12 protein-coding genes are annotated in these 13,781 nt (G+C 51.9%); 1 reads left to right on the forward strand and 11 read right to left on the reverse strand.

Features of this window, described 5'->3' with window-relative positions; translation table 11 throughout:
• Positions 1-72 precede the first annotated feature (72 nt).
• Complete coding sequence (gene argB, locus B2310_RS09750) at positions 73-864, reverse strand: acetylglutamate kinase (RefSeq protein WP_072812227.1); 792 nt, start codon at positions 862-864, stop codon at positions 73-75.
• A gap of 135 nt (positions 865-999) precedes the next feature.
• Between argB and B2310_RS09755 the strand changes: the two genes are divergently transcribed.
• Positions 1,000-1,197 carry a ferredoxin gene (locus B2310_RS09755; protein WP_088636941.1) on the forward strand — a complete coding sequence of 66 codons (198 nt, stop codon included), beginning with the start codon at positions 1,000-1,002 and terminating at the stop codon, positions 1,195-1,197.
• 279 nt (positions 1,198-1,476) lie between these two features.
• Here B2310_RS09755 and B2310_RS09760 read toward each other — a convergent pair whose 3' ends face one another.
• The 10 genes from B2310_RS09760 to B2310_RS09805 form a co-directional block, all read right to left on the reverse strand.
• On the reverse strand, positions 1,477-2,103 hold the full coding sequence (locus B2310_RS09760) for a fibrobacter succinogenes major paralogous domain-containing protein (protein ID WP_290730980.1): 627 nt from the start codon (positions 2,101-2,103) through the stop codon (positions 1,477-1,479).
• A 67-nt stretch (positions 2,104-2,170) separates the two neighbouring features.
• Positions 2,171-3,442 carry a TonB family protein gene (locus B2310_RS09765; protein ID WP_290730983.1) on the reverse strand — a complete coding sequence of 424 codons (1,272 nt, stop codon included), beginning with the start codon at positions 3,440-3,442 and terminating at the stop codon, positions 2,171-2,173.
• Positions 3,443-3,464: 22 nt separating this feature from the next.
• A complete protein-coding gene (locus tag B2310_RS09770; protein ID WP_290730986.1) occupies positions 3,465-4,238 on the reverse strand; it encodes an FISUMP domain-containing protein in 774 nt (257 codons plus the stop codon).
• A gap of 86 nt (positions 4,239-4,324) precedes the next feature.
• Complete coding sequence (locus B2310_RS09775) at positions 4,325-5,110, reverse strand: fibrobacter succinogenes major paralogous domain-containing protein (protein ID WP_290730989.1); 786 nt, start codon at positions 5,108-5,110, stop codon at positions 4,325-4,327.
• Between the two features lie 152 nt (positions 5,111-5,262).
• Positions 5,263-6,819: a PEGA domain-containing protein gene (locus B2310_RS09780; RefSeq protein WP_290730992.1), complete on the reverse strand. Its 1,557-nt coding sequence runs from the start codon at positions 6,817-6,819 to the stop codon at positions 5,263-5,265.
• Between the two features lie 6 nt (positions 6,820-6,825).
• Entirely contained in the window at positions 6,826-7,599 is a 774-nt protein-coding gene (locus tag B2310_RS09785) for a fibrobacter succinogenes major paralogous domain-containing protein (protein ID WP_290730995.1), read from the reverse strand.
• Positions 7,600-7,626: 27 nt separating this feature from the next.
• Positions 7,627-9,069 carry a LamG domain-containing protein gene (locus B2310_RS09790; protein ID WP_290730998.1) on the reverse strand — a complete coding sequence of 481 codons (1,443 nt, stop codon included), beginning with the start codon at positions 9,067-9,069 and terminating at the stop codon, positions 7,627-7,629.
• Positions 9,066-9,914, reverse strand: coding sequence for a TIGR02147 family protein (locus B2310_RS09795; RefSeq protein ID WP_173380855.1), 849 nt, complete (start codon positions 9,912-9,914; stop codon positions 9,066-9,068). The genes B2310_RS09790 and B2310_RS09795 overlap by 4 nt, the downstream gene beginning before the upstream one ends.
• 134 nt (positions 9,915-10,048) lie before the next feature.
• Positions 10,049-10,966: a hypothetical protein gene (locus B2310_RS09800; RefSeq protein ID WP_290731001.1), complete on the reverse strand. Its 918-nt coding sequence runs from the start codon at positions 10,964-10,966 to the stop codon at positions 10,049-10,051.
• Between the two features lie 328 nt (positions 10,967-11,294).
• Positions 11,295-13,700, reverse strand: coding sequence for a Tex family protein (locus B2310_RS09805; protein ID WP_290731004.1), 2,406 nt, complete (start codon positions 13,698-13,700; stop codon positions 11,295-11,297).
• Between the last annotated feature and the right edge of the window lie 81 nt (positions 13,701-13,781).

Consider the following 13,781-nt stretch of genomic DNA (forward strand, 5'->3'; position numbering starts at 1 on the left):
TCGCCCTTCACGAAGTTGATGTCTGCCTTGCCGTAGAGCGGCGCGATAATTTGTTTGTCCTGTTCGAGCAGGTTAGCGCAAGATTGTGCCATAGTTTAAATCTCCATTAATTTGTTTGCCAAAGTGTTCCGCGTCCTTCCAACCCACGATGTGGATGCTCTTGAGTCCTCGTCGGATCGACTTGAAACTCTCGCGGACTTTGGGAATCATACCGCCGGAGATGACGCCAGCCTCGATCAGCTTTTCGGCGTCCGCTTCGCTCAGTTCGGGAATTACATTCTTGTTTTCGTCCATCACGCCCGGCACGTCGCTCACCAGCACGAACTGGTCGGCCTCAAGCGCCACAGCCAGTTCGCTTGCAGCCGTGTCGGCATTCACGTTCCAACTCACGCCGTTGCCGTTTGCGTCAGGGCCAATAGAAATCGGGCTCACCACGGGAACAAACCCCGCACCCCAGAGCGCGGTCACGATGCCGGGGTTCACCTTCTTGATTTCGCCCACCAGGCCAAGGTCCACCTTGCCCTGCTTCTTGACCACCTGGAACAAATTCGCGTCTACGCCCGAAATACCGACGGCACCACAGCCGTTGTTCAGGAGCATGCGCACGAGCTTCTTGTTCACGTGACCCGAGAGGGTCATCTCGACCATCTTCATAATGCCAGGAGTCGTCACGCGCAGGCCGTCGATGAATGTCGGTTGTTCCTTGAGCAAGGCGATATTCTCGTTGATGTCCTTGCCACCGCCGTGAACCACGGCCACCTGACAGCCACTACCGGGGAGGGTAGAAACTGCCGACACAAAATCAGCCAGCTTGGCTTCGTCGATTGCCAGGCTGCCACCAATTTTTACAACCACTTTTTTCATCGCTCGGTTTGTTCCTCTCGAGTTTTGCCTTGCAAGGCAGTGAAATTACGCGCAAAAATAAAAAAAAGAGGCCGCAGCGGCAATGTTTTTATTATATTATACCCATAATTCAACCAAAGACACAAGAGGTATATTATGGCAATCACGAAAGTTTGGCTCGACGAATCCAGCGACGAATGCGTCTCCTGCGGCGCCTGCGAAGCAACTTGCGACGCAGTGTTCAGCGTTCCCGAAAAGATGCAGGTGAAGGAAGGCGTCGATTTCTCCGCTTACGAAAGCGAAATCAAGGACGCTGCCGACAGCTGCCCGGCCGGCGTGATCAAGTACGAGTAATCATTAGGGGCGCAAGGCGTCCGTAACCAACTCTAAACTTATAAAGCCTTGTCTTCGGACAAGGCTGTTTTTTATTTGAGAGGCAGGAAATTGTCGCAACTTGTCTAGCACGGGAAATCCAGCGATTGTATATTACGGGCACAAGGAGATCTCCGAGTCCGAGGTTCTCACCATCAAGACGAATCTTGCAACGCAGGCAGTGAAGTAAGGCTACATAGAAGTCCAAGTAAACGGCGAGGCCAAGGAAGAAGATTACAAATGCGGTGCGGCTAGGCTCATCTAGTCCTTGAGACAACGAACGCTAAACCCGTAGCCCTTGTAGTCTTCGGCCAGGGATGCAATGTCGCCCCCGCGATACAAGTATATGTGGTTCGCGTAGTAGTCATCGTATTCAGTAGAACTCCAAAAGATCGCATAGGTGCCCTCGTCGTAGTAATTCCCTTTGAAGCTCGGGTAGCCAGCAGGCAACGCCGAGAACGAGAAGGCGTCCGTGCCGTTGCCGTCTTTCTGCCAACCGGATGTGGATTTGAGTTTTGTACCGTCGCCCGGTGAACCGCCGACAGCGCTGAATAGGGTCCTCCACTCTTTTGGGGTCGGCAGATGCCAGCCGTCGGGGCATACGCCCCGCACGGGGTATGTCGGCGAGCATGTCTTGCCTTTTCCGCAACCCTTGCCATTTGTCGAATACACTCCGGCACTGTCCATGGCCGCCGCCCATGTATAAAGGCGACCATACTTGGTACATTTTGTTACATCATCATTGAAGCAATAACTGTTCACTGTTCCGTAGTTCAGGTTCTCCGCCATCCAGACTTGATCGCCAATCTTTACAGTCTTGTATGTTTTTCCATCGCGAGGATCCTTTACGTTCCTTTCTGCGGAGTCGCAAAAGAAGCCGATATACACAAGGATGCGGCAAGCATTATTTTAAGAAGATTTTTCATTTTTTCCTCTATATAAGTATTCTTTTATTTTACTCATAGAAAGTAAACGGAACAGTTACTGTCGTTTCGTTTGCGACATTTCCATCATCACATTTAAATTTGCCAAAATTCCAGCGGCTCACAGCGGTCTTGATTTCATTGTCAAATTCGCCGTAACCGGTCGTAGAAGAAGCAATGGAGATACTGATGATTTCGCCACCCGGAGCAATCGTAAACCTCAAGGAAACCACACCCTGAAAATGTGGTTGCAGCTTCAGAAACTTGTTGTAGATGTGACGCAGACCAGGCATTCTCTGACGCACAACCTCCATAATATCCGATGCACTACGACTACATGAATTATCCGTAACTTTGCAAGCATTTTCTGCATCTTCTTTTTCCTCCTTATATTTTTTCTTGCAAATCGATCTTTCATAACTTCCTGTAGGGAGTGTTTTACATCTATTAAATGTATTCTTAACTTTAGCTACCGCAGCCTTACAAGCATCGTGTGAAGACGATTCCGTTGCATCCCCTTCATTAAAATCGGCACTTTCTTTCTGGTCGTTGTCGTTAGCATTCCCCGATAACAAGCCAGCCAACCCATCTCCTACATTCTTTTTTTCATCCTGAATGCAACGGACAGGATACCACATCGAAATTGCTTTTTTTTGTGGAGCAACATCAAAACCATAATCAGCATGCGGTGCTCCCAAAAATGCATAAGCAACCCCCTCTGGCACCGATTGTTGCAAAATGGCATCCTCTGCAGAGTTCCATTGCATCGAAGATGTCCAAAAATAGGCGTATTTTCCTTCATCCATATAAGCACATTTAGCATCCTGGGCTACTACGCATCCACCTGAAGGTTGTGCATTGAATCCGTATTTATCTGTTCCATTCCCGCTCGGTTGCTGGTAGGTGTTCCACCCTTTTTTTGATTTAAGGTCTATGGAATTTCCTGTATAATCCAATAATTTTTTAAATTCTGCAGCACCCGGCAAACGCCAACCATCAGGGCAAGCGGTTGTTGCAGCGGCCATCGCCGAATAATATCGGCCATATTTTTTACAATTCGCTTTTTCCCCGTTACCGCCAAAAATCAAACAATCATTTGTGCTCCCAGGATTTCCGTTTCTCTCGTTTATCTCGAAAGCTAAGTTCTCCGCCATCCAGACTTGGTCGCCAATTTTTACAGTCTTGTATGTTTTTCCATCGCGAGGATCTTTCATCGTTCCTTTCTGCTGAGCCGCAAAAGAAACTGATGTGCACAAGGATGCTGTAAGAGCCATGATGGCAACACCTAATTTTAGAATATGCATTTTTTACTCCTTAAAAAAATTGTCAATCTTTGAGACAACGGACATATTGACCAAAGTTCTTAAAGTGAACGTCTGGATAAGCATCACCGAAATCATAGTACATGTTCATGCCATATGCGTAGATGCTATCGTTCTCAGAAGAACTCCAGAAAAACATGGCGGCATCCTCGTAGTCGGTCGATGAGCCTTCAACTACATTGAACAGGGTGATCAACTCCGTCAATGAAGGCAGATGCCAGCCACTTGGACATACGCCGCGCACGGGGTATGTCGGCGAACATGCCTTGCCATAACCGCAACCCTTGCCGTTCGAACTCCATGTACCAGCACTATCCATCGCAGTCGCCCATCTGTAAAATCGACCATAATTGGAGCAATTACTTTCATCGTTGTGGTGGCAGAAGCTAGAGTCCGCTTTGTAATTTAGGTTTTCCGCCATCCAGATTTGCACGCCAATCTTTACCGTTTTGTACGTCTGACCATCGCGGGAGTCGGTCATCGTCCCAAGACTTTTACTAGAAGATGATTCGCCAAATAAACTACTACTCGATTTCTCGGAACTATTTGACATTAGAATTTCACTGCTAGATGACACAAGAGCCGACGATGATGAAAGGACCTTAGAAGACGATGATTCGACGATACTGCTAGATGATTTCTCAACAGAACTCGATGATTTTACATTTGAAGAAGACAATGACATCAACGAACTGCTGCTGGATTCGTCTTTTGAACTTGAAACGCCACTTTCCACAGCATTACGAGCCGCACGCCATGAAACAAAGTCTTCATCCATCTGTGCAACATAATCAGTACAGGCAACAAAAAGTATCGCCAACAACAAAAGACAAAGACGACGTATGTCACGCAATCTCAACACAATCAATCCTTGAGACAACGGACAGAATAAGCGAAGTAATTGTAAGCGCCGCGCCACACGCAAGCTCCATCATCGCGATAGCCTAGGCTCATGTAGCCGCCATCGTCATCGGCGCTCCAAAAATCGGCAGACTCGCCCAAATAGAAGAAGTCGCCAGAGTAGGTGACACTGCCCCGCCTGCCCGCGGGGAGAGCGGAAAAACTGTAGGCATCCGAGCCATTACCACTATTGTTCCAACCACTGGTAGATTTTAGCTTTGCGCCAGCAGTAGATGAGCAGCCCACTGTAGGGGACGAGCCACCCACTACTGTGAGCAAGGTTTCAAATTCAGTCTTTGTTGGCAAATGCCAGCCGCTGGGACAGGCCGCTGTCGCCGCCGCCCATGTGTAAAGGCGACCATACTTGGAGCAATTGCTCGAGACATCATCGTAGCAATAGCTGTTTGCCGTTTCGTAGTTCAGGTTTTCCGCCATCCAAACTTGCGTTCCTATTTTAACAATCCTGTAGGTCTGGCCGTCGCGGGAATCCCTAAAAGAATTCGAATTGACTGCAGCAACGCTGCTGGACGACACCGAAACAGAAGACGAAGAAACAACCATAGAGGACGAGGACTCCACAGTACTGCTACTTGCCCCTGTGCTACTAAATACCGTAACAGAACTCGATGATTTCACATTTGAAGAAGACGATTTCTGCATCGAGTTGCTACTCGACTTGACCTGCGAACTGGAAGATGGTTCATCCTTCGTCAACCGTTCCTCTTTCCACGCTTCAAAGTCCTCATCCATTTGCGCGACATAGTCGGTACAGGCGGAGAGAAGAAAAAGGCAAAAGATTGTCAACAGCCCCACGCCTACGCGAGGGTAACGAAATGAGACGCGTTGGTGACGATTTCCTAACCACCAGCCACTATTTACTATCCACTTCATTATCCCACCCCCTAGAACGCAAAACTTATGCCTATCCCGATGGCACCGACAATGGCAATTCCGATTCCTACACTGCGGAGAGTCTGTCCTGATTCCGCATCTTTGCGGTTCTTCTTAAACTCCGACTCTGTCTCGTATTTTTTCTCGGATGCGGACTTCGCCTGGCTGTTCCCGATAACGGCCAGCACAACGCCCGTCACCGCAGCCGTGACGCCAGTGCCCAGCAAAATCTTTCCAGCCGCACCGCTGCCGTCATTTTTCACCTTCGACGGCCTGCCTGACTCAGCCAAGAAATCATCATCGCCATCCAGTTCTGCATAGGCCTCCTTGGCGCGTAGCCGGGTTTCATCGACATCAAGCCCATCAGGGCTATGTGCAAGCGAGTGCGTCACCTGTACATCTTTGTGCCACTTCGGCTGCACGTCGACCTTCTCTGCCCAGCCACTTCCCACAAGTTCAACCTCGGCGCACATCGGCACCTCCCCCGCATAAGGCGTGCTACCCACTTCCACACCATCGATACGCACTGTCACCGACTGCGGCTCGCCCTTGAATTCCGCATTGAGTTCAAGCCCGCCCTTGCCCCGGGTCATCATCCTGTCGAAGAGCTCGGTTTTGTTCTTCGCTATAGATACCACAAATTCCACCGGGTCATAGCAGGGGTGCGACAAGCTGACCTTGTGTACACCGGGGTCCAGTTCAATTTTTTCGTCTTTCTTATGATTGCCATCCACAGAGATGGACAATTTCCCTCGACTCTCGGCGTTGCCTTCGAATTCAGGCTTTACCACAAGCCAGCCGAATGCTGGAGTAAGCGAGAACGAAATCTTCCTGTTATTCTCTCTCACATCCACAACCTGTTCGCCATCGTCGTAACGGTCCTTGGAAACAACAAACCTGTGGCTACCGGCCTCCACCAGCACCTTGCATGGAGTACTCAAGCATTTGGAATCCGCCCTTCCATCTATGGTAGGCACGGCACCCTTCGGTTCGCTAGTAATTTCTACAATAAACTTCTGTTTGCCCGAATAACTGTAATCGCCAATGGAACCGACTGAGCCAATACCACCTAGCCCGTCAAACCCAGTCGATTTGCTTTTCGCACTCCTAAAGAAGTCTGGCGCCTTCTTCTTGATAATGTCGAGCAAGGCGTTCACGTTCTTTCCCTGTCCATTGAAGCTCGAAACAAGCTTGTTTCCCGCGGTCTCGTAGAGTTCCGCCGAAAGTGTGAGCGAGCCACCAAAACTGCCGACACGCGCCTGGCAAATATAGTCGGCGGAGATATTCTTCCCGGTTTCCACAAGGCATTCCCCTTCGCAATCCTCGATGGCCTTGCCCGGCGGCAACATCTGTAAGATGTTTTCGCGGGTCATAATGGTGAAGTTCTGTTCGGCAGGAAGTTGCTTCACGGCCTCTTCACGCAGGACATTCGTCAAATACAGCCTGTCAGAGAGTTTGACCTTGTCCTTCGCGGTGGGATCCGCCATTGTTTCCAGAACAGCGACATGTGCCGCGAACGCAGGAGCCGCAATCAACAGGAAAAGAAATGCAAAAAACTGACGTCTCATAAAATTCTATTTGTCTTGAACACAGCGGACTGAAAGCAAGGCACCATCCGGATAGTTCCAAATTCCAATACCTTCATACTCATACGTTCCCCATTCCGTGTAATACAGCGAAAAAAAGTCATGGTAATCAGAATCGTTCCCGGTATTAGAAAAACTCCAAAAATAGGCGCCATATCCCATAAGCCTGAAGCGAAAACCTTCCGAACCATACGCATCCCCATCCCCAGCGGGAATTGCCGAAAAGCCGTATAAGTCCTTTCCATTACCATTCTTTTGCCATCCCTTCTTGGAATTCAGCATCTGAATCAAAATTTTCTCTTTCGCGTGCTGAAGCCACCGGGAGTCTGCTTCAAGAGGCTCAGAAACAACCGACACGACTAATTTATCGAAATCGCCCTTGCTAGGAAGCCTCCACCCCGAAGGGCAAGCCTTCATTGCGTCGCCCCAGTTGTAGTATCGTCCATATTTCTGGCAATTACTCTCTTTATTTTGGTAACAGGTGCTATTCCCAACCTTAAAGGCCATATTTTCAGCCATCCAGATCTGGTCCCCAATAGTCACGGTCTTATAGGTTTTTCCATCCCTGGGGTCCGTCATCGTGCCCTTGACAACACTTGAAGGATCGACATACCCCGATTTACTCGTCTTGACTCCTTCCTGGTCGCAAGAAACCAACGCCATGACAAGCAAAAACACAAAACCAAGAAAACAAGGCTTCTTATTCATTTCAATTCCTTTTTTACAAAAATAATATTTAACGGCAACCATTGTTGCCTTCATACAAACAAATATTGTCAATATTCCCTTTTACCGAGAAAGGACGGACTCGTACGTCGCCCTTATCCACTCGGGGCTGCGGGCGCGGGTTTCGATGCTCACGCGGTCGATGACGCCATTCCAGGTTTCTGTCCTGATTTCGTCGCCCCCCACGCGGAACGGGACACTGCGGTTCAATTCGTTCGGCACGAACTCGCCTGCAAATTCGGTACCGTCGCTATCAGCAATCGCTACGGGCTCGCCGTTCACGTACATGCTCACGCGATGGTTCCTGGAGACGAGCACAAGGAACGCCCACTCGCCCACGGGTACGGAAGTCGAATCCCCGAAGAACACCACCTCGGGGTAGCCGGGCATGCTCTTCATTACGGCGAACGAACCGCGATTCACTTCGTAGTGCCACTGGAATCGCGACGTAGAATCGCTCCAATAGGCGCGTTGGCAGAACAGCACCTGGTGTTCGCCATTGGGGCCGTTCCACTTAGTCCACAGCGACAGCGTGAAGTCGCCACCGGTCGGGTTGAGCGTATCGAGGTCGATATACTGGCCTGCACCGAGCAGCACGCCCTTGCCGCTCACGCCATCCACGTAATTCACACTGTCAGCAAGTCTGCCGTCGTGGTTGAACACGTACTCGTCGCCATTCATCTCAATATTCACGGTTGTCCAGCCGGTATCGGACCAGCGAACATAATCGGTATGGTAAGAGTTAAACCCGTACGCATCCGCAAGCAGGGACAGGTCAGGGTTCCAGAGGAATCCGTCGTAGTTTTCAAGCTGCGGCAATACAACGGTATCGCCTCCATCTTGTATGGTAAACGGAATGTAACCCAGCACGGAATCGCTTTCCGAGTAAATTAACTCTTCCTGCATTCCTGGCGGGATAGAATCAAAACTGAACGAACCGTCTTCCTGTATGTCGGCGCTAAGATGCGTCCCGCCGATGTGAACCTTGCCCGAAGTCACACCGGACATGCTCCCGCGCAGGGCCTTGCGCGAACCGATACGGACCTCGGTCGCCTTTCCACTCGGCGGGAGCGAGATTCCCGAAAGGGAACCCGACCGTGCATACAGATAAACACCCGCAAACGCATTTATCACATCCCTTGCTGAATCCGCATACTGGATGGCAGTCGTCCGCCCGTTTTGCAGGTAACCGTGCATGTCATTACTTGCGACCTTGAATTCGAACTGCGCATTTGAATCGGCAACAGCCTCCAGAGAATCCTCAATCGCATAACCGTTATCCCAGTACAGCGTGAGCCGTGTGGCAGGCATCTTGTTGCCCTGCATGTCGACAACGGTCCCTGCAATCTTTGTCGTATCTGGTTCACGTGCAATAGAGTTCCCGATATCGGTAACACCGCCTGCAACATCGTCGCCGTTCGAGCAGGCAAAAAACGCAAGGGAAGCGGCAAGGACGAGCGCCCACGCACGGCGAGGCTGTTTTAGATAAACAAACAAACGTTTCATCTTTCAACCTCCGTTCCGACTTTCTTGCTCATCGGGAATGCCACGAGCATCATCTCGTAAACGCGTTCCACGTTCGTGTCGTTGGACGCACGCGCGATAATCTTCTTGCGGGCTTCTTCGAGGACTTCCACGGCATAATTATAGGAACTTTCGCTCATGGCAAGCGTCGTGAAGGCGGCAAAGCGCTCATCCTTCGGCATGGACTCCACCGCGCCTATCGCATGCTGGATATACTCGCGACGAATCTGCCGGAGGGCAATCGGCGGGATTTCTGCAGCATCAAGCATCTGCGAGGTCTGCACGTAACGGCCGTCGTCGAGCTTGCGCAAGAGCCCCCATTCCAGCAGGTTTTTCACCGCATCGCGCGCCTCTTCCGTAGTTATCTGCGGGGTAAGCGAGCGGGCCAAAATCCGGTAGTCGCCGTGCCACTGCGAATCTGCCGCGAGTTCACGAATTACCGGGTAGTACCACTTGCTGAAGTAGGCCTGCTCGCGCGTGGTGATGTGCGTGAATTCAATCTGCTTGCGGATTTGCAGAATCTGCTTCCAGGCCTGGTCGCGCTCGTCCACCTGCTGCGCCTGGTTGTACTGCACCAGCGCCTCGAAGTATTCCTTTTGCAGGGGCTCGAAATCCATCGCCTTCGAAATCTTCTCGATAGATTTCGGCGTGAGGTTGAACCGCCCGCGAATCACGTTCAGGCAGTACGAGGAACTGCTGAACCCCGCCTTCGCCGCAAAGAAACGGTGCGAAAACACGGAGCGCATTTTCTTCTGCTCTTCGAAATAGTCCTGCATGAACTTGCGGAAGTCATCGTAGTCAAAAAGATGTTCCAGCGCGATACTCATGCCCATAAACTACATTATTTTTACACAAAAAGGCCGTTTTTGAGTAAAAAAGCGTGTAAAATGCGTTTAAATCGGCAATTTTTGTAACACAGGAGCGTGTAAAAAACAAGCCTCGCACACCGGCGTGGCCAAAATCAGGCCGCCTGTCGCAAGGTGAACACGACCGAAAGCGGCGCCCCCTCTTCGTCCCTCTCGACGAGGATAAACGACAGCTGGACCGCACCGTGCAACTTTCCCTGGCATTCCGCATAAATCATGCTCTGCTGATCCAGACGGGCCGGGAGCGTATTCAAGTCCAGGAACTCGAACATACGCTGCTTGTCCACGTTTTCCACAAGAGCAAAGACAGCCCTTTCAATGTTCGTCGCAAGATTGTCCTCGTCGCGCACAACATCCGACACAAAGCGGTCGCGCTGCACCACCTCGTAGCTCATGTTCTTGAGATTTATCACGTAGACGCACTGGTACAGGGCCGTAACGGCACGGGTGACACGGTCCTTGTGTTCCTCGTCGCGGTACTTCTGGTCGATAACGATATTGCTGGTATAGATGCTCCTGAAGTGATTCGAAATGCGCTTGCACAGGTAGTATCCGGCAACGCCAATCGCAATGGATTCAATCGTATAGCCTCCCATCACCGCGACGAACCAATCCAGCGGATTATGGAAATCGAGACGGTCGAGGGAACGGAAATCGCTTACCAGCACATTCGACACTAGAATCATCACGTAGTTCATGGCGACGCTTATGAGGTAGATGTTCTTCTCGCAATAGAACAGGCTCACCATGGGCACTAGCGCATAGGTAATATACACCCCGACCTTGGCCATGCACATGAACGTAAGCACGCACATAAAGCCCACAAGCCCCCAGAACACGGTCACGATGCTCAAGGGATAATAGCGGTTCAGGAGTTTCTGCCCTATCGAGAGGAGGATAAGCAAGAGGCTTACCAGGGCGCACGACAAGTACGAGACATCGCAATAACCGAGGAAGCGGTCGAGCGCGATTGCAGGGCCCGCAAAGGCACAAAAGAGAAGAATCCTCGACATGGATTCATTCATAGAGCGCCGGTTCTTAAGGACAAATTCCCTATAACGATTGTTTTCGCTACCTTGTTCTGACATATTTTCTCCGCTTGATTATTTGATAAAATAATCAAATTGCATTCAAAGGAACATAATGCAATTATTTTATAACAAAAAAAGGCGTATTCTTACCAAAAAAGGCAGGTTTCACCAAAGGTGGAACCTGCTTTCCAAATCATCGAACGCGAGCTTATTCCCGCGACGCTCGCCTACCGGCCTTGGCGCTGCTACGCAGCGCTAGGCACCGTAGATTTGCCAATGTCGGAACGCAAGCGTTCCGCCGCTGTCAAATCTACCTGCCTTTTTTCATCTGCTTCAGGAGGGCGCTCATTTTCTGCGGCTGGGCGACCACGGGCTTCTTGGGAGCAAAACCCGGGCGATCCTTGCCCGCAATCTTGTTCTTGAGGTCTGCGATGGTCGCATGGCCCTGGATGCCGCCCTGCGGGCGGGCATTGCCGCGAACACCATCGCGGCCGCGGCCACCGAAGTTGCCGCGGGGACCGCCAACTCGCTGGCCGCGAGGGCCACTCACACCCGCACCTGCCACACCGTCGGTAGATTCCTGCTTCATCGAGAGGCTGATGCGCTTCTGGTTCGCATCTACGGCAACAACGCGCACCTTCACCACATCGCCCACAGTCAGGACTTCCTTCGCATCGGTCACGTACTTGTCGCTGATTTCAGAAATATGCACGAGGCCATCCTGGTGAACGCCAATGTCCACGAACGCGCCGAAGTTCGCCACGTTCGTGACCACGCCTTCCATCCAGCTGCCCGTAACGAGGTCGTTGATGGTCTTGATGCGGTCATCGAATTTCGCGTAGCGGAATTCCTTACGCGGGTCGCGGCTCGGCTTCTGCAGTTCCTTCACGATATCGTCGAGGGTAGCCTTACCCACCTCGTCGGAGAGAAACTCATCCACCTTGATACCCTTCACCGCTTCGGCATTGCCCACGATATCCTTCACCGGGACGCCGACCTTCTCGGCCATCTGTTCCACGAGGGCGTAGTTTTCGGGGTGCACCGCGGAATCATCCAGCGGATTTTCGGCCCCCGGGATGCGCATGAAGCCCGCCGCCTGCTCGAAGGCCTTCGGACCGAAGCCCTTCACCTTCTTCAGGTCTTCACGGCTTGCAAACGCGCCGTTCTCTTCGCGGTACTTCACGATGGCTTCCGAAAGCGTATTGCTGAGGCCCGCCACATGGGCAAGGAGCGGAGCGGATGCGCTGTTCACGTCCACACCCACCATGTTCACGCAGCTTTCCACCACTTCGTCGAGGCGCTTCTTGAGTTCGCGCTGGTTCACGTCGTGCTGGTACTGGCCAACACCGATAGACTGCGGGTCTACCTTCACGAGTTCGGCAAGCGGGTCCTGCAGGCGGCGGCCAATCGAAATCGCGCCGCGGGTCGTCACGTCTTCCTTCGGGAATTCCTGGATGGCAATCATGCTTGCACTGTAAACGGAAGCACCGGCTTCGCTCACGATAACGCGCGGCGGAACCTTGCCCTTGAACTTGAGGGCCATCTCGCCACAGAAGGCGTCGGTCTCGCGGCTCGCGGTTCCGTTACCGATGGCGATGAGGTCAATCTTGTACTTGTCGATGAGCTGCATCAGGTACACAGCGGCACCGGCCTTGTCGTTCCACGGTTCATGCGGCTTGATAATGCCATGATCCATGAACTTGCCGTTTTCGTCGAGCACAGCCACCTTGCAGCCCGTACGGAAACCCGGGTCGAGAGCGAGCACGGCCTTGTGACCGGCAGGGGCGGCAAGCAGAACGTCTTGCAGGTTCTTGCTGAACACCTTGAAGGCTTCCTCTTCGGCGGCGTCCTTGAGCATCAGGCGCACTTCGCTTTCCATGCTCGGCTGCAGCAGGCGTTCCCAGGCGTCCTGGCACATGGCCTCCAGGTACGGAGTCCAGGTCGTTTCGCCCTTGATAATCTGGGTCTTGAGGTAGCCGACCATTTCTTCGTTCGGCACTTCGATGGTGAGGCGCAGCACCTTCTCCTTTTCGCCACGGCGGAGCGCAAGCATGCGGTGGCTCGGAATCTTGCTGACCGGCTCGCTGAAGTCGTAATAGTCCTTGAACTTTGTTTCCTGCTTCTCGAAATCCTTCTTGACCTTGGAAACCATCACGCCGGTCTTTTCCATCTTGGCACGGAGGTACTGGCGGAATTCGGTATTGTCGGCAATCTCTTCGGCCAAAATGTCGGCGGCACCCTTGAGGGCGGCCTTCGGGTCGGCGAGGCCCTTCTCCTCGGAGAGGTAGATGCGGGCGATTTCTTCGGCGGTGTTGCCGGTATTTTCTTGCGCCCACATCAGGCGGGCCAGCGGTTCAAGACCGAGTTCCTTCGCGATGGTCGCGCGGGTGCGCTTCTTGGGCTTGTACGGGGCGTAAATATCTTCGAGAAGAGTCTTGTCCTTGCAGGCCTCGATCTGGGCCTTGAGTTCGGGAGTGAGCTTGCCCTGTTCCTCGATGCTCTTGAGCACCGTTTCCTTACGGTCGGCAAGTTCCTGCAGATAGTCGCGACGGTGGCTGATGTCGCGCAGTTCAATTTCGTTCAGCGTACCCGTCTGGTCCTTGCGGTAGCGGGCGATAAAGGGGACCGTGCCCCCCTGGTCCATGAGTTCAAGCGCCTTAGCGACGCGCCATACTTCGAGCTTCAGTTCTTCGGCAATAATTGCGGAAAAATCCATTTTCTATTCCTATATGTAGATTCCGTTTCCGGTTTTTAGGGTCATAAATGCCCTGGGTTGACAGAATCGCAATATAGCAAA

The organism is Fibrobacter sp. UBA3629 (genome assembly GCF_002374005.1).
Lineage (GTDB): Bacteria > Fibrobacterota > Fibrobacteria > Fibrobacterales > Fibrobacteraceae > Fibrobacter.